The sequence below is a fragment of the Pedobacter endophyticus genome, from assembly GCF_015679185.1.
In the GTDB taxonomy this organism is placed as follows: domain Bacteria; phylum Bacteroidota; class Bacteroidia; order Sphingobacteriales; family Sphingobacteriaceae; genus Pedobacter; species Pedobacter endophyticus.
Genome location: NZ_CP064939.1, coordinates 1,495,933 through 1,514,430, shown reverse-complemented (window position 1 = coordinate 1,514,430; position 18,498 = coordinate 1,495,933). Strand labels below are relative to the sequence as shown.

Below are 18,498 nucleotides of genomic sequence, written 5' to 3'. Positions count from 1 at the left end.
TCAGCGGTCAACTAATCATCAACTAAAGCTTTTTACCATCCCGGGTTTTGGACTAACAAGTTTTTACTTTTCAATATCTCGGCCAACGGAATTGGCACAAAATACATGGCCGGTGCTAAAAATTTCATTTCCAGTCGGTTTTCTACGCTATAGGTAAACGGATAGGTGCTACCCGTTGCGCTCGGTTTCGCCCGGATTAGCGTAGAGTTGCCGTTTTCAGTTTCCTCGGCGGTTTTCCACCTGCGTGTATCGTAAAACCAATGTCCTTCGGCAAAAAACTCCACCCGGTATTCATTTCTAATCAAGGCTCTTAATTGTTCTTTGCTTACGCCAACAGGTATGCCGTAACGGCCATCCGTCGCTGCTGTAATGCCTGCTCGCTGGCGAATCTTTTTCAACTGAATTACTGCTGCTTCGGTTTGCCCCAACTCGTTTAAGGCTTCGGCGTAACCAAGCACTATTTCTGCCAAACGCATCACTGGCAACGCTCTATCAACGGTTAAGCTGGTGTAAGGCACCCGATCGTTGCACATTTTACGGGCGTAGTAACCCGTTTTGGTATAATAGGCTTGTAATCCGTCACCAACTCTATTGTTGTTTGCATCCGAATAAATGTTGATGGTGGTTTGCGCCGTAGTAGTTCTGCTGGTCATGGTGGCCTGGTTATACAAGATCGAGTAATAAAACCGCGGATCGCGGTTTTTATAGGGATCTTGCACATTGTAGCCCGAAGTTCCGTCGGTAATTAATTTCCCATTGGCCATGCCAAATGCATCAACCACGTTTTGGCTGGGGTTCATATAGGTCAGGTCTCCGGCGCCACTAATTGATCGTGGAAACCATGCGGCCTCCAAAGTTTTTCCTCCGGCGGCCAAATTGTACACAAAAATAAATTCCGAATTTTTGCGCCCGCTGGTAAACAGTTTCCAAAAGCCGTTGCCCGGATAGGCAGGCAAGGTATTATCCACCACCAAGGCGTATTCGGGCAAATCGATCACGGCTTTACAGGCGTCGGCAGCTTTTTGCCATAATGAAGCATCGTAGCTTGTTGAATAAGAAATTAACGGTGCTATGCTCGCATCAGTACTCGCGGGGCTCCCGTTAAACAAGGGGCTGGCGGCGGTAACCAATAATCGGGCCTTCATGGCCTTGCAAGCGCCTGATGTGGCCCTGCCGTAATTAATGGCCTCTAGCGTAGCCGAGCTGGGCAAATCTGCGGCCGCCTGATCGTACTCGGTAGCAATGTAATCAATACATTCTTTATAGGTGTTTCTTTTGTAATCGTAGGTCGGGAAATCGTCGCTAACCAAATCGCCTACCAATTGTACGCCGCCGTAAAAGCGAACCAACATCTGGTAATAAAAGGCCCTTAAAAACCGAGCTTCAGCGGTTAGAACTTTTTTTCTCGCAGCCGAGATAGGCGATGCGCCCACGTTGGCCATAAACTTATTTGCCCCTCTAATTTTTCGGTACATCAAGGCCCACATCGGTAATAACGGGTGACTGGTGCTGGTTGATGTTCCTTTTAAAAAAGCATCTTGCCCCGAATAGCCACTGGCGGCGTTTGATGTTAGGGTTTCGAAACTATCGTTCCAATCGCTGCTGCCGGGGCCACCGCCTGTTGCACCGCCAATGGTGTTGCGGTAGGAGTGGAGATCCAAACCGGTGTTCCAATACAAGTTATTTAGAAAGTTAAAGGTTAATGCGCTATCGGCAAACACCTTTTCTTCGGTTAAAGGCTCTACTTTTGGATCGAGGGAGCTTCCCTTTTTGCAAGAATAGATCAATATTGAACTCGCGATGACTAGAAGCGAAGTGAATATTTTATTTTTCATAATTGCTAATTTTTAAAGATTTTCTTCTTAAGTCATCGGATGAATACCTCGCGAAGTGGCTATATTCATCCGATGACTGCTGTTTATAAGCCAAACTGAACCCCAAAATTGAACACGCGTTGTTGCGGATACTCACCAGCAGATGAAGTTAAGGCTGATTCGGGATCGACTGAGGTTGGTAATTTGGTGTAAACAATGCCCATGTTATAGCCATTTGCATACACGCGGATGTTGTTTACATGCAGTTTTTTGCTGAAGCTTGATGGAAACCGATAGCCGAGTTCGAAGTTTTTCCAGCGGATATAATCGCCCTTTACAAACCAAAATGTTGACCAGTAAGAGCCGCTTCCATCAAAGCCGTTTTGGGCACTGCCCGATAACTCGGGGAAAGTTGCGTTTTCGGCGGTAATGGGTGTCCAGCGGTTTAAGTTCCACGGTACAGAAACACGATCAGGACGTGCATAGGCAAAGGCGCCTCTGTTCATATTGATGATGTAATCGAAAGATCCCTGAAACAAGGTGGAAATATCGAAGCCTTTGTAAGAAAAACCGAAGCTTAATCCGCCTGTGTAATTGGGGTTATTGTTGCCAATATATTGTTTATCGTTGGCATTGATGATGCCATCGCCTGTTAAATCTTTGTATTTTACCGATCCTAACTGTAGCGAGGATAGCGGCGTAGATGCTGCCAGGCGGGGCGCTGTATATAAATCGGCCAAGCTTTGATAAAAACCATCGTAAGTATATTGAAAAACAGCACTTACAGGTTTTCCGGTCAGGGCCAATCCATCATATAAATAAGCGGGCTCATCACGGTACAATACCTTGTTTTTGGCAAAGGTGAGGTTGGTATTGACAAAAAACTCGATGTTTTCGCCGATTTTGTCTCTGTAGGTCAAATCCAACTCGTAGCCTCTGTTTTGCACACGACCGAGATTATAGGGCGGTAGGGCAGCGCCGAACGAGCTCGGAATTAAGCCCGGCGTGGTTAAAATATCCTTGGTCAGTTTCCTGAAATAATCAACCGTTACCGATAACTTGTTGTTGAACAACTTCATGTCGATACCCGCATTAAAATCTTCGGTAGTCATCCACGTAATGTTTGTGTTGCCCAGGGTTGGTTCAATAATTCCGGTGTAACTTTGTGGCGTTTCGCCAAAAATGGCCCCACTTGCGCCAGTGGTGTAGGTTTTTTGATAAGCAAAGGTCGAAGTGCCAATATTATCATTTCCGGTGATACCGTAAGCGGCCCTGATTTTAAAGAAATCGATAAACTTCAGGTTGTTCTTAACAAAGCTTTCCTCGCCGAGATTCCAGCCCACACTTACCGCCGGAAACCACTTGTAACGCTTGCTCGATTCGAACCTGTCAGACCCATTATACGCTGCGGTAAGATCTAACAAATATTTTTGGTTGTAAGCATAATTAACCTTACCGGTAAAGCCCTGAATATTATATGGATCAAGCAAAGTAACTGTTGATGCGCCTACAGGCAACACGGTTGAGGTTGTTCGGTTAATTAAGGCCAAACCGCCAATGTTGTGCTTTCCAAAATCGCGGTTGTAGTTTAATCCTGCCCTAATGTTCAGGTTTTTCTTGGTTAATGTGCTTGATGATGAGCGGGTTAAAGCGCCCATCCTGTAGAGGTTGGCGGTTACCGGATTGTAGCGTTGTGTTGCGGGATCGTAGGTGTAGGCCAAAATCTCACCCGAATTTCGGGTTAAGTTTGAGCTGAACGAGTAATCGGTTGAAAAGGCCAGTAATACATTGGCCGATAAACCGGGAGTAATGAAATCGAGCTGTTGATTGGCGCTGGTAACCGCTGATATATTGTTCCCATACGAACGGTTATAGCCCGAATACATCAAATTAGCCACGGGATTTGGCTTGGTAAGTGATGATGATGAACTGGCGATTAAACCATTTGGCCAATAAATTGGATATAAAAAGGACGACAATTCGCCATTCCATAAGTATTGAAAGGTTGTTCCGCCATTGTTCCAGGGTTTATCGTTCGGTTCGTTGGTTACACCAAACCTGCCCGATAAATCGATCTTGATCTTCAGCGATTTATTGGGCGTAATATCGATGTTCGATCTGAAATTGTATCGGTTGTACAAATAGTTTGAGTTGTATCCCTGATCTTCAGAAAAATCTTTAAATAAACCGCCCTGATACAAATAACCTAAGTTGACAAAGTACTTTACGGTATTGTTTCCGCCCGAAATATCAAAATTGATCCGGTTTTGAATACTTACCTTTTTCATCACTTCATCCCACCAGTTGATGTTTGGATGATTGTAGGGATCATCATTGGTGAGATAATGTTGCAGGTTATCGCCCGAAAAGTAATCGGCATAAGAAGTTAACGGATTGGTGTACAAGCCCGCTAAACGTTCGCGTAATAAGTTTAAGGTTGTATAACCATCGTTAATAACGGGGCGTTGCGTGGGTGTTTGCAGGCCTGTTTCGTTTTTAAAGTTTAAGGTAGGTTTACCGCTGGCACCACGACGGGTGGTGATAATGATGACGCCGTTTGCGCCCCTAACACCATAAACGGCCGTTGTTGAGGCATCTTTTAAAATCGTAACGTTTTCTACCTCGTTTTGGTCGATCAGGCTGATTTGATCGCTCGTTACTTCCACATCATCCACAATAATTAACGGCGTGGTACCGCCCGAATAGGTGCTTATTCCCCTAATTTGGAAATCGGCGCCGTCTCTACCCGGTTGCCCGCTACGTTGCTGCGAGAAAAACCCCGGCAAGCGTCCTGCTAAGCTGTTCTGTAAGCTGGCCGAAGGGCTCTGCCTGATTTGCGTACCCGAAATTGAGCTTACAGCACCCGTTAAGGTTATCTTTTTGGTAGTTTGCCCAACGCCCAGCACCACCACTTCTTCTAAACCCGTTGCATCTTCCTTTAGCGATACATTAACGGTTGTTTTGGTTGATACATTGATTTCCTGAGAAAGATAACCGATTGATTTTACCACGATAATGCCTTGCTGTCCGCGGAGTTTCAGCTTGAACTTTCCATTTTCATCTGTCGATACACCGTTGTTTGTAAACTCTTTTTCGAATATGGTTGCGGCAGGTAAAGGTCCTCTGTTATCAGAAATGGTACCTGTTATTGTTTTCCCTACTTGTGCAAAAGTGGCGTGGCTAGCCATGAGCGCAACAAACAAGGCAAATAGTTTTATAAATTTTTTCATGTGCTTCATCTTTAAGGATTACCAATTAGGATTTTGAGCCATTGATTTGTTCGATATTACCTCGTTTAGCGGAATGGGAAACAGGTACATCTTGTTCACATCGAACATTATCGTTGTAGCATCAACCACTTTGTAGGTTTTAACGCCATTATTTAGCGTGGCCTGAATGCCGTGTAGCGTTCCGTTTAAAACATTGCCCGCAATTTTCCATCTCCTAATGTCCCAAAAGCGATGTTCCTCAAAGGCAAACTCCACTCTTCGCTCGTGCCTGATTTTATCACGCATTTGCGCCTGCGTTAATCCTGCTGGCAAACCTGGCATCCCTACTCGGTTGCGGATGGCGTTTACGGCGCTGTAAACGGTATTGTCGGGTCCTGCTGCTTCATTTTGAGCTTCGGCATAATTCAATAAAATCTCGGCATACCTAAAAATCGGGAATACATGCGGGTAATTGGAATAGCTGGTCGCACTCGAATTGCTGGTCATAAACTTGCGCAGGTAATAACCTGTGCGGGTTTCGCCCTTGGTAACCCTGCCATAGCCAAAAGGTCTATCCAAACCGCCATCGTAGGTTTGTACGTTTCGGTTTAGCCAATACAAGCCATCGAACATAACGGTTCCGGGCAAACGCGGGTCTCTGTTATAATAAGGCATGGTATGATCGTAGCCCGAACCACTTTCGGTGATCTGTTTGCCATTCGTCATTTCATACTCGTCTACCAGTTCTTGCGTAGGATTGGTTTTGCCCGATGTAGCTGTGGCACGTGTATAGCCAACGGGATCGTTAGCACTTTCGACGGTTGAGTTATTGGTAGCCATGTAGGGCAAAATAATCTCGTTGTTACTTGCGGTGCTGAAAATGCTTAAGAATTTGTTTACGTTAACGGTATAGCTACTTAGTGCTGCCGTTGGAACCAATGGGGTTAATTGGGTATTGGTATAATGTGCCGTGGTGGCTGCATTTTGTAGCGTGTACGTAAATTTGGTGGCACTTACGCTATCCATTACTGCTTTGGCTGCTGCTGCTGCGTTGGCCCATTTGCTTACATCGTTTGTGGGGTTGTTCAGCGGGCTGGCCAAGTAGAGCAACAATCGGCTTTTTAACGCCATGGCGGCGCCACGGCCAAATCGCCCATAAAAATTAGATGCAAATGTTCCGTTTACCGAGTTGTTTGCGGTTAATAAAAAGGGCATGGCGGCATCAAGCTCCGCAATAATATAATCGCTGCATTGCTGGTAGGTGCTCCGCGGAATATCGACCACTTCGCCTGCGTTGTATATTTTATCGCCTATTACTGGCACACCGCCCCATCTTTTAATTAATTCGAAGTAGGCCATGGCTCTTAAGCAGCGGGCTTCGGCCTTCCACCTGTTTTTGTAACCGGGCAAATTAAGCGGCACTACATCGATATTGGCGAGGAAAATATTCACCTTTCTGATATTCTCGTAGTTTTTTGCCCAAACATTATCCGGAATATTGGTTGGGCTGATGCCATTATTGCTATAATACTGCACAATATCGCCTACTGCGTTGGGTATGGCATCATCTGTACCCGCATCTAAAATGTTGTTGTTAATGCGATTATAGCCGTTTGGTAAACCCGAGTAAATGTTGTTTAAAAAACGCTCTGCATTTACGCCCAATGAGTCTTTTGAATCGAAAACATACTCCAATCCCGTAACCTCGAGCGGCGAATCCTCACTTAATTTTTTACAACCCCATATTATCGTTAAAAAGCAGGCGAAAAGGCCAACTGTAAAATACTTTTTCATACTATTCATCTATAATGTTAATGATACACCACCGTTAATTACGCGTTGATTGGGGAAGCCGCTCAAGTACGATTCCGGATCAAAATCCAACTGGCTTATGGTTAATAAATTGTAGCTGTTTACAAAAAACCGGAGGCTTTTAATCTTCAGTTTATTGGTGAGCTGACGGGGCAAGCTATAGCCAAGCTCTACATTTTTAAGCCTGAGGTAATTGCCGTTTTTTGACCAAAAGGTTGATGTTTGGTTGTTGTTTACATTGGTACCTAACGTTAAGCGAGGCAAGGTTGCGTTTTCTTGATTTTGCGGTGTCCAACGGTTTTCAGTGGTATAATCAAGCACATAACCCGTGTTGTTGTTTAGCGCCAGTTGCGAGGTCGGATCAATCATAATCTCTCGGTTAGCGACCCCTTGAAGAAGCGCTTTTAAATCAAATCCTTTATAGTTAAATGAAAGATTTAGTCCGCCAAAAACAAGCGGTTTGTCGCCACTAATCCGCTTTTGGTCGAGTGTTGAGATTACCCCGTCGGCGTTTAAATCGCGATACTTAATATCGCCTGGAACGGGGCTATACCCCAATAATGTTGCCGTATTAGCGGCAGTTTCACCACTTTTATAAAATCCGATGGCCTCATAACCGAATAGTCCGGCAGGTTGCCCGGCCGCATACATCCAAGGGTAAGGCAAGTTAGGCTCTGCGGCATCAAGCAGCTTGTTCTTTTGCACGCTTACGTTTAAGCCGATCTTGTAGCCCAGCTCGCCCGCTCTTCCTAAAAAATCTATTGTACCCTCGAAGCCCGTAAAACGTGTTTTGCCAAGGTTTTGACTAGGGTAGGGCTTGCCGATAATGGTCGACGCGTATGGCTTCGCGAGTAAAAGATCGTAATATTTGTTGTTGTAGTAGGTTAAGCCTACGTTTAGCTTGTTGTTGATAAAGGCGGCATCGGCACCGATCTCAAATTTTTGTGCTTTTTCGGGCCCAACGCCTACCGTGGCCAGGCCCATTTCGGCTGCGCCAGCTACCCCAGTAAGGCCCGTTCCAAACACATAGCCCGTGGTATTGAGCGAGTATCGTTGTAAATAAGAATAATAATCGGCCGTGTTGGCATTGGCCGTTAAGCCGAAAGTGCTCCTCAGCTTTAAAAAGTTTACGGTATTGGTGTTAAACCAGTCTTCTTTTGATACTTGCCAGCCTAAACCAATTGAGGGTAAATAGATCCATTTTTTGGCATCCGCATAGCGGTTATAGCTTCCGTAGGCATTGCCCATTTCGGCAAAATATTTCTCTTTAAAATTGTATTTCAACGCTAAGCCCGCGGTCTTAAAAATTTGGTTCAGCTGCCCGATTGATAGTAAGCTATTGTCGCCATTGTAGGTAGCGAGCACATGCAGATGATGATCGTTGAAGCTTCTGTCGTACCCGGCCATAAAATTATAGTAGGTTTGCTTAAGCTGTGCATCGAGGTTAAAGCTGCCCGTTCCCAAGCCCACATTTCCATCCGTGCCCGATTTGGTGTAGCTTACATCGCTGCCGTTTACCGTTGGGTAGTAAATGGCAAAGGTTTTGTTTTTGGAGATAAACTCATTGTAGTAATTGTTGATGGATAAACCGCCTTTAACCCACAAACCGGGGGTAATATCATCGAGCTTATAGGTTAACGCGACATCCGAGTTAATGGAACGCGTTGTTGCCCTAATGTACCCGGCATCAATGGTGTTGGCCAAAATATTGCTGGTAATGGAAGCGGTTCCGCCATAGGTACCATCAGGGTTTTTTACGGCATAAGCCAAAGGCGAAGTGCTGTAAATCAAGTTCATGATGTTGGTCGCAAAACCGCCGGGCTGATTGTTGTTTTCTATTGAGCCAAATATGTTCAGCTGTAACGAAATATCATCGTTAAACTTAATTTCGGCGTTGGTTCTAATGTTGTATCGCTTGTAAAAGTTGTTGGTATTGTAGTTGTTTTTACTGTCGGTTACAAAGTTTCCGTCTGAGTTAAAATTCTCTAAACTGGCATAATATTTAAAGTTTTCTGATTTGCCCGCAACGCCAACGTTGTATCGCTTTTGGGCGCTGTTCTTTTTATAAACCAGATCGTACCAATTGTTGTTGGGTTGCAAAAACGGATCGTTCGTTCGGTTATCGTAGGCAGCAATTACGGCATCGCTATATAGCGGCGTACTGCCCGGCGAGGTGTTTTGTTGTGCTTCGTTATATATTCGGGCGTAATCTCCTCCGGTTAAAAATTTGGGGGTAAACAGATTTTCGAGGTGACCGTATTCGGCTCCGAAATGGATCTCGAAGGGGTTATTGTAAGCCTGTTTTTTGGTGGTGATGTAAACCACGCCGCCCGATGATCGCTGGCCGTACATCGAAGCCGATAAAGCATCCTTAAATACGGAAATGCTCTCCACATCGTCGGGATTAAAGCTGGTGAACGATCGCACCACACCATCAATCACAATTAGCGGCGCTTGCCCCCTTAAGGTTAACACCGAATTATCGAAACCGGTACGAGCCGATGATTGCACGGTATACAAACCCGTTATCCTACCTGCCAAGGTGCTGGTAATATCCGAAACCGGGGTAGAATTTACGTCGTCGCTGTAAATAGTTGCAACGCCCTCAATCTGGTTTTCCTTTTTTATGGTGCTATTCCAGGCGCCCAGCTCTTTTTGCTGATAGTTCTTTTGATCGTATCGCTTAATCAAAGTGCTATCTACCGTTTTGGTGGGCGTTTGTTGCGCATAGCTTAAAGCCGGAAACAGCCCTAAGCAAGCTACAACGATTTTGAAGTTAAAAGGTGTAGTTGTTTTATTCATGATATAAGCTTAAGGGTTAATAAGATTGCATTGCGCCCCTTACCAGTCCGTTTGGCTGTTGCGAGGATGAGATCTGCAAATAATTGGTTTTGGTATTTAAGTCGGCAATAACCTGTTGGCTAAGCTCAACAGCGCCTTTTACCTCCCTGTTGGCGTCAAAGGCTTCGTTAGCCAGCTCAATTAATACGGTGCCGCTTGTTCCGTTTGCGCCCGTATAAATGCTACCCTTAAGCGGAACATCGTTATTGTTTAGTGGGCTATCAAAATACAGGTAGTAGTAAAGCTTATTGTCGGTCATTAAATAAAATACAGCAACCGCATGGTCGGTTCTGCCCGAAATAGCAGGTAAAACATTGCCTGTAGTTAAGTCTACTTTCCACTGTCTCAGCGTGTAAATGGCTGAAGTATCTTCCTTTTTGCAAGAGAATAACAGCAAGGGTAGGCAAAGGCATAGCACCCTGACCCCCTTTAAAAAAGAGATTGATTTCATGAGTTTGGTTGTTTAGGGTTAGTTTGAATTGATCAGGGTCAAACGATCGATTCGTGTTGGTTTTTTGGGTTTTTTGGTTGGTTAATGCATAGTTAGGTTAGGGTAATTTATTAGTTGGTTGTCATGTTAATCGCTGGCAGTACCTTGAACTATAAAGTGTAGCGATGCTCATTTGGTTAAATCAAAACTGGGCTATTTGGCTTTAAAAAAAGATGAATATTTAAAAGAAAATGGTAGAAAATTGAATAAATAGGATGGTTTGGGAATGATTTACCGCATGAAAGCGAATAATCTGGGTGATTCACATTTGATTGGTGGGGACACCAACCAGTAGAATAAGGCGAGTGTAAGAGAAGTCAAGTTTTAAAAACTTGACTTCTCTAGGCCATAAGCAACTGACCTTTCTTGGATAACTTTTTATCTATTGGTCGGTGTCCCCACCGACCAGCAAAATGATAAACCACAGGCATCAATTCCACCTACCCTGTGCTTTCATTTCTCGCTGAAAAGAAATTTTATATATTTACTGAGTCCTTAAAAAAAATATTTCCATTAATGATGAAGTGTAATCGGCTCGTTCAAGTTTTGCTCTGCCTGTCGATTTCGCTTGCAATTTTTCCTGCTAAGGCTCAATTGTCATTTTCAAATCTGGCCGTGGAGAACGGCTTATCTCAAAATTCTGTAATTGCTATTGCGCAAGATAGTACGGGATTGATTTGGCTCGGCACCAGACAGGGGTTAAATCGGTACGACGGACATCACTTTAAAACCTACAAGCACGATCCAAAAATCGCTGGCAGTATTTCAAATGGCGAAATCACTTCGATCCTTACCGATACCAAAGGAACGATTTGGGTGGGCACAACTGCAGGCTTAAACCGCTATAACGAAAAAACCGACGATTTTCAGCTAATTAAAGGACTAAGCAGCAAGGGTATAGAAGTTGTTTATCAAGATCGGAACAAGCAGATTTGGGTGGGTACCTTAAACGGGTTGAACCTGTTGACGAGCGATAAAAGCGATCGGTTTAAAACCTTTCGTTTCGGCAACCAACCAAACGATCCGGCAAATAGCATTTACGCCATTTTTAAAGCTAAAAATGGTGAAGTTTGGGTAGGCACGGGCAACGGAATCTTTACCATCAATTTAAAAAACGGAAAATATGAATGCCGTAAAATGCACTTTAGGCAAGCGCTTCCATCCAATTATGTCACTGCACTTACGGCCGATGATGCGGGCAATATTTGGATAGGCACAGCCAATGGCCTCTGCCGATATCATCCATTAAGCGGTAGTATGCAAGTGTTTTTTCACGATAACAGCAACCCTCATTCACTTATTCACAACGATATTCGGGAGGTGGTTGCAAACCCAAACGGCCAGCTGTGGGTAGGTACACAAGATGGTTTAAGTATCCTCAATCCTAAAAACCTCAGGTTTGTAAACTATCAGCACGATCCCGAAATCAACAATACCATCAGCCATAATTCCATTCACAGTATTTTTATCGATAGAAACAAAAACACTTGGGTGGGTACCTATTTTGGTGGCGTAAACATGGTTTATCCCGTTACAACCAAGTTTAAGGTGTATCGCAACAGCAGGTTTACGCCCAGTATCAGCGGCAATGTAATCAGCGCCATGGTAGAGGATAGCCAACATAACCTGTGGATCGGTACTGAAGGTGGTGGACTCAATTACTACAATAGAAAAACGAATAGCTTTAAAAGCTACAAAACCAACTCCGAAGATCCGAACAGCATCAGTTCAAACCTGATCAAAATGATGGTTAGCGAGGGTAGGGGAAGCAACAGGCTGATTATTGGTACGCACCGCGGCGGCTTAAATATCTTTGACCCGGCAACGGGACGATTTCAACATGTAAAAAACGTAAAGAACAGCGCGGGGGCAATTGGCTCGGCAGAAATTGTTGCCCTGCAGGTCGATCGCCGTGGAACGGTTTGGGTAGGTTCACAAAACGGGTTGACTACGCTACGTCAGCAAAACGGCAAATATCCGGCGCAAACCACCAAAAGCACTTTGGATCGTTACTTGGTTAACAAAACGATTCAGCATCTTTTTGAAGACAGCCGAGGCGATTTGTGGATTGGTACCAATGCTGGCCTGTACCGTTTTAACTTCATTACAAAGCAGTTTACCCAATTTTACAGAGACGAAACAAGGGAAGGCAAGCTACAATCGGATTATATTAACTGCATTGCAGAAAACAGCGCTGGCCATATCTTAATCGGAACTTATTTTGGTGGCCTGAGCATTTATCATCCCAAAACCAATCAGTTTAAAACGTATACCGAACATAACGGATTGATTAACAATAATGTTTTAAGTGTGGTTGAGGATGAGAAACAGAATTTATGGATCAGCACAGCGAACGGCCTTTCGGAGCTGAACCCAGCAACGGGCAGATTTAGAAATTACACCAAGAGCGATGGCCTGGCGGGCAATGAATTTAACGCCCGATCGTACTTTAAAGATAGCCGTGGGGAGATTTTTTTAGGTGGAATAAACGGGCTTACATCCTTTTACCCGAGGGATATTCAGCTGAACAAGTATGTATCGCCACTTATTTTGACGGAACTCAAGCTATTTAACCAGCCTGTTCAGGTTAATGGCGACGATGGATTATTGCGGGCACCCATAAACGATTCGAAAAAATTGGTGTTTAAACACAATCAAAACCACTTTACCATTGAGTTTGCCTTGTTAAACTTTGTTAAACCAGATAAGAACAAGTACGGCTATTTTTTAGCGGGCTACGATCGCGAATGGAACTACACGGCTACACCGAGTGCTACCTACACCAACCTTCCTGCCGGCAAATATCGCTTTTTAGTTAAGGCAACAAATAATGATGGTATTCCCGGGAAGGCCGTTTCAGTTACCGAGGTGATTATTAAACCTGCCGTTTGGGCAACGTGGTGGGCTTACCTGCTTTATTTTATAGCGTTTTCTGCCATTCTTTTTTTGGTGGTGAGATTTTTGTTCCTCCGGGCGCTGTTGAAACGCACCAAAGATATACAGCAAATGAAATTGCGGTTTTTTACCAACGTTTCTCACGAAATCAGAACGCCACTTACCCTGATCCTTGGGCCCTTGGAGCGACTCTTAAAAAGCAGCCATAACCTGCCCGAAATACACCAACAGGTGGTGCCGATTAAGCAAAACGCCGATCGGTTAATGCGGCTGATTAATGAGTTGATGGATTTTAGAAAAACTGAAACCGGAAACCTCAGGCTGTATGCAGCCAAACAGGATATTGTAAATTTTGTGCACGAAATTTATCAGTCCTTCAGTCAGCTGGCCGAGAGCCGCAACATTACCTACACCTTTGTAGCCAAGGTGGCATCGACCGAGATTTGGTTTGATAAAACCCAAATGGAGAAGGTTTTTTTTAACCTGCTCTCCAACGCCTTTAAGTTTACCAAAAATAATGGGTCAATTCGGATCCTCATTACCGAAGATCAAGATGTGGTTTGCATTGAAGTGCGGGATAATGGCGTCGGAATCCCTGAGCATAGCCGGGATAAATTGTTCAGCGATTTTTTTCAGGTCGAGAGTCCCGGAGTGGCACATATCGGCTCGGGCATAGGCTTGGCCCTTTCAAAAAGTATTGTAAATGCACACCACGGCAATTTGTTGTTAAAAAGTAAGCCTGAAACTGAATTTGAAGCGGGCGACACTTGTTTTACGGTTGTTTTAAAGAAAGGGAATAATGGGCTCGAAACAGCAAACGAAAAGGAGCATGCAGCACACAATCATTCGTTATATTCGCCTGTACTTCCGCCCGAAACTGTTGTTAACGAAACTACATCCGCAAAATATCCAAATAAGGAAACGGTATTGATTGTTGAGGATAATGCAGAGATCAGACAGCTTTTGCAAACCACATTAGGTGCATTTTATCAGGTTTTGGAAAGCGAAGACGGTAAAAATGGGTGGGAAATGGCCAGTACGCACATACCCGATTTAATTGTTTGCGATGTGATGATGCCCGTTATGGATGGATTGGAGTTGTGCAAGCAGCTTAAAAATGATGTGCGAACGGCACATATCCCCGTGATATTGTTAACCGCAAGGGCTGCACATGCGCAGCAGGTTAGCGGTTTGGAAACAGGGGCTGATAGTTATATTACCAAGCCTTTTAGCGTGGAGCTTCTCTTGTTGAACGTGAAAAACCTTTTGCAATCGCGGGCAAATATGCGCAGAAAATTTAGTGAGCAGGTAACGCTCCAACCGCAGGATGTAACCGTTAACACCGTTGATCATAAATTTATTATCAATGCCATTAAATGTATAGAGGATAGGATGACCGATCAGGATTTTGGGGTTTATGAACTGGCTAAGGAGGTGGGGATGAGCCAGCCCGTACTTTATAAAAAAATAAGGGCGATAACCGATTTGTCGGTCAACGATTTTATCAAATCAATCCGCTTAAAAAAGGCCGCCGTTTTACTCGAATCGAAGATTCATAACGTATCGGAAGTGGCTTACCTCGTTGGTTTCAATGATGCGAAATATTTTAGCCGCGAGTTTAAAAAGCAGTACGGTTATACACCAAAAGCTTATTTGACTAATAAGGCGAAGCAGGATAACGTGGTTTAGTAGCATGGGCGGTAGTTAGCCTGAGAGATCAACTCAACTCGTCGTAGCGTCTCCAATGCTATTAAGTTAAGGATAAAACGAAAAAATATTGTCAGATCTGATAGCTATCGGATAACAATTGACAAGCTTAACTTAATAGCATTGGTAGCGTCTCGCTACGACTGTTCTTAATTGGTGTTTCATTCATTTGGCTAACCCATCGATGAAGCAGCTGAAGTTCAGTTATAAACTTCGGTTTATCACTTTTTTTTTACCTTAGCTACTTCGAGCGCAGCAGACGACAGGTAATAACAATAAAGTATTCAAAGTGAGAGAAAAGAAAGTATCGATAAAAGACATCGCGAAGCAGCTTGGTACTTCGACCACCACGGTTTCTTTTGTTATCAATGGAAAAGGAAGGGAAAAGAAAATCAGCGATGAGCTTATTGAAAAGGTAGAGGAACTAGTGGCCAAGCTAAATTACCAGCCCAACGCACTTGCCAAAAGCTTCAGAACTGGAAAAACAAAGACTATCGGTTTCATCGTTGATGAAATTTCGCAGCCTTTTTTCTCTGGAATTGCAAGGTTTATCGACGAAATAGCTTCAGAGTACGGTTATAACATACTTTTTAGCAGTACAAAAAACAATAAGAAAAGAGGAAGCGAAATTCTCGAAGTTTTTAGCGGGCGGTGTGTCGATGGATTTATCATCGCCTTACCCGGCGGACTTGAAGAAGAAGTGCAGCGGATTATCGCATCAGGCATTCCTGTGGTCCTGTTCGACCGATATTTGCCTGCAATTGATAGCGACTATGTTCTGATTGATAACGAAAACAGTGTGAAACAGGCTGTAGATCATCTCCAGGCTAATGGTTATAAGCACATTGCTTTTGTAACTATAGAAACCGACGAAAAGCAAATGGTAGATCGCGAGATTGGCTATGAAAACGCTGTTCGGACACACGGGTTAGAAACCTGCGTAAAACGAATCAACTACCAGAATAAAAAACAGAGCGTTGATGAAATAAAAAGCTTCTTGCTAAAAAACAACGAACTCGATGCCGTAATATTTTCGTGTAACTACCTCAGTGTTGATGGGCTGGACGCTCTTGTCGCAGCCGAACTCAAAATCGGGGAAGATATGGCCGTGGTTTCTTTCGATGATCTCGATATGTTGCGTTACCTCAAACCATCAATAACCGCAATATCGCAGCCGTTAGAAGAAATTGCGACGAAAATCATAGAAACATTACTGTACCGAATGTCGGACAATTCATCTAAAGACAAAATTTTTATAACACTCGATGCGAAGCTGGAAATTCGCGACTCTTCGAAACCAGTTAATCAAAATATTTTTAATTCCTAGTGCAGCAGGCCGAACTGTACGGTACAGAAGCGAGCGAGTTCGACACATCCTTTGATAAATCGTCATCCCCGCGCAGGCGGGGATCTTAATGCTTCAGCTATATCTCCATCCTTCCATCATTGAACGCATTAAACGTATAAATTACCACTATTGTGGCGAAATACCTATTTGTCAATTCGGTTGAACAAAACCGTAATTGCACTGGTTCTATAATTAAACAAAGCTTATGAAAACGAAACCAATGTCGCCTTCGGCACATGGCATTGCCGATTACGCTTTTGGCCTCGCATCGCTAACCGTTCCGGCGTTGCTCGGCGCAAATAAGAATACAACGCGGCTATATCAGGCTATTGGCGTGGAAGTGCTGCTCTATGGTGCGCTAACTGATTACAGGTTTGCGTTAAAGCGGCTGCTGCCATTACACATGCACCGAAATATCGACGTACTGAACCTTGCCGGCATTGCACTCCTGAGCGCATGTGAGCAAATAAAATCCGATAAAAGAATTTTTCGCTTCAACCTGGCGCTGCTTAGCGTCGGGCTGGTTAGTGTATTACTTACCGATTGGAGCAACAAACGTTAAACAATTAAAAAATAAACATCATGGACGAAAACAAAGAATTAGAGCAAGAAGGTAACAAGGTTACCAGTGGCGATACAAGCGAAAATGCAGGCAACAATCCTGAAATTACCAACACAGGGCAGTCGAGCGGCATGGGGGGTACCGATATTAGCGGTGAAGATGCTGCAGCGCCCGAATTAGGCGATGATACCGGTTCTTTACCTTCTGATGGACCTATAAGCGAGAGTGAAAGCGATGACGAAAGACCCGACCTGAACGACGTGAAAGAAAATCCCGATCCCGAACCAGGTGTACCCGATCGCGACATTTAACTGTGGTGTTGTTGGCAGCATCAATTCAAACATAGCATAGAAAAATAGTTATGAAAAGATTACTCGTTTTAATGATTATGGGCCTGGCGCTGAGTTCTTGCAAGAAAAACCGATCTGCGGAGCAAAAGCTCGAACTTGTCTTCTCAGACGATACCTATCAGCTTACTGGCCTGGCAAAAGAACCTTCCGGCAAATTATGGATCAATTATCCCCGTTGGTCAGAAATTTACCGTTACGCCGTGGTAACAGCCGAGGGCAACACGGTAACGCCATATCCCAACGCAGAAATGAACAACTGGCAATCCGGGCAAGATGGAACAAACAAATGGGTTTGCGTACAGTCGGTTTATATCGATGATAATGGCGGCTTGTGGATACTCGATCCGGCAGCACCGATGATGAAAACCATACAAGGAAATGGTGCCAGGCTGGTAAAAATGAATAAATCTACCAATTTGCCCGAACGCACGTATTCGTTTATGAACCTCGTGCCTGATACCGCTTATGTAAACGACGTGCGGGTTGATGTGCAAAAGAACTTTGCCTACCTCAGTGAATCAAAAGGTGGAGGCATTATCGTTGTCAACCTAACATCGGGCGAAATGCGGCGGGTTTTGAGTACGCATTATTCTACAAAATCCGATCCCGCTTACAAGTTCATTATCGATGGCCGCGAATTAATGAAAGAGGGTAAACCGGTAAAAATGAATTCAGATGGCATTGCACTAACACCCGATGGCAACTGGGTTTATTATAAACCTTTAACCGATGATAAGCTATACCGAATAAAGACGGAATACCTGCGGAATTTCGGTATGAGCGAAACCGATCTTGCGGCAAAAGTAGAAGATCTCGGTCATTTTGCTACCACCGATGGGATGATCTTCGATAAAGCCGGTAACCTGTATTTGGGCGACCTGCAAAATTACAGTATCCTTAAAATTGACCAGAACCACAAAATGACTACGTTGGTTAAAGACGATCCCTTGATTTGGCCCGATAGCTATAGCATTGCCGATGGCTATTTGTATATCAGTTGCTCGCAAATTCAAAAGCAGCCCGAATACAACAACGGCGTAAATAAGCGCACCTCGCCGTACACTGTTTATCGGATGAAACTGTAAACATCGGCTAATGACATAACATTTTGCGACAGCCGCTTAAAAAAACTGACGCACATGCACTATTAGATAACAGGGCATTTAGTTGCGATTTAGATAACTACTCAACTTGATGAAAGAATATGACACAGCACAGTAACCACAAATCAAAAACACCAAAAGGAAAGCCGTCTGGTACCGAGCGTGGTGGCAACGGACTTAAAGAAGTAACCCGCGATGATGAAGTAAACGAAGCTTTAGAGCGTGAATATCTCGATGATGAAGGGCAGCCGGATGAAAATGTAAATATGCGGCACGAAAACCGGAATACCGATAAGGGGCGCCGCGATCAGGGAGAAGATACCACTTTGATTTAGCGCTGCAGTGAGGCACTAGCAGCGCTAGGCAA

Annotated in this window: 11 protein-coding genes; 6 read left to right on the top strand and 5 right to left on the bottom strand. The window is 44.1% G+C overall.

Going from position 1 to position 18,498, the window contains the following annotated elements; translation table 11 throughout:
• Positions 1-32: 32 nt before the first annotated feature.
• The 5 genes from IZT61_RS06135 to IZT61_RS06115 all read right to left on the bottom strand — a co-directional run bounded on the left by IZT61_RS06135 (position 33) and on the right by IZT61_RS06115 (position 10,127).
• Complete coding sequence (locus tag IZT61_RS06135) at positions 33-1,835, bottom strand: RagB/SusD family nutrient uptake outer membrane protein (RefSeq protein ID WP_196100297.1); 1,803 nt, start codon at positions 1,833-1,835, stop codon at positions 33-35.
• A gap of 83 nt (positions 1,836-1,918) precedes the next feature.
• Complete coding sequence (locus tag IZT61_RS06130) at positions 1,919-5,044, bottom strand: SusC/RagA family TonB-linked outer membrane protein (RefSeq protein WP_196100296.1); 3,126 nt, start codon at positions 5,042-5,044, stop codon at positions 1,919-1,921.
• Positions 5,045-5,062: 18 nt separating this feature from the next.
• Positions 5,063-6,817 carry a RagB/SusD family nutrient uptake outer membrane protein gene (locus tag IZT61_RS06125; RefSeq protein ID WP_196100295.1) on the bottom strand — a complete coding sequence of 585 codons (1,755 nt, stop codon included), beginning with the start codon at positions 6,815-6,817 and terminating at the stop codon, positions 5,063-5,065.
• Positions 6,818-6,826: 9 nt separating this feature from the next.
• Positions 6,827-9,637 (bottom strand): SusC/RagA family TonB-linked outer membrane protein, encoded by a 2,811-nt coding sequence (locus IZT61_RS06120; protein ID WP_196100294.1) that lies wholly within the window; start codon positions 9,635-9,637, stop codon positions 6,827-6,829.
• A 16-nt stretch (positions 9,638-9,653) separates the two neighbouring features.
• On the bottom strand, positions 9,654-10,127 hold the full coding sequence (locus IZT61_RS06115) for a CHRD domain-containing protein (protein ID WP_196100293.1): 474 nt from the start codon (positions 10,125-10,127) through the stop codon (positions 9,654-9,656).
• A gap of 555 nt (positions 10,128-10,682) precedes the next feature.
• Between IZT61_RS06115 and IZT61_RS06110 the strand changes: the two genes are divergently transcribed.
• From IZT61_RS06110 to IZT61_RS06085, 6 genes are all read left to right on the top strand, one after another.
• A complete protein-coding gene (locus IZT61_RS06110; RefSeq protein ID WP_196100292.1) occupies positions 10,683-14,750 on the top strand; it encodes a hybrid sensor histidine kinase/response regulator transcription factor in 4,068 nt (1,355 codons plus the stop codon).
• Between the two features lie 307 nt (positions 14,751-15,057).
• Positions 15,058-16,095, top strand: a complete 1,038-nt coding sequence (locus tag IZT61_RS06105; RefSeq protein ID WP_196100291.1) for a LacI family DNA-binding transcriptional regulator — start codon at positions 15,058-15,060, stop codon at positions 16,093-16,095.
• A 226-nt stretch (positions 16,096-16,321) separates the two neighbouring features.
• The gene (locus IZT61_RS06100; RefSeq protein WP_196100290.1) at positions 16,322-16,678 is read left to right on the top strand and encodes a hypothetical protein; all 357 of its coding nucleotides are present in this window, start codon (positions 16,322-16,324) and stop codon (positions 16,676-16,678) included.
• Positions 16,679-16,698: 20 nt separating this feature from the next.
• Complete coding sequence (locus tag IZT61_RS06095) at positions 16,699-16,989, top strand: hypothetical protein (RefSeq protein WP_196100289.1); 291 nt, start codon at positions 16,699-16,701, stop codon at positions 16,987-16,989.
• 50 nt (positions 16,990-17,039) lie between these two features.
• Entirely contained in the window at positions 17,040-18,113 is a 1,074-nt protein-coding gene (locus tag IZT61_RS06090) for an L-dopachrome tautomerase-related protein (protein WP_196100288.1), read from the top strand.
• 119 nt (positions 18,114-18,232) lie between these two features.
• Positions 18,233-18,466, top strand: a complete 234-nt coding sequence (locus IZT61_RS06085; RefSeq protein WP_196100287.1) for a hypothetical protein — start codon at positions 18,233-18,235, stop codon at positions 18,464-18,466.
• Positions 18,467-18,498 lie beyond the last annotated feature (32 nt).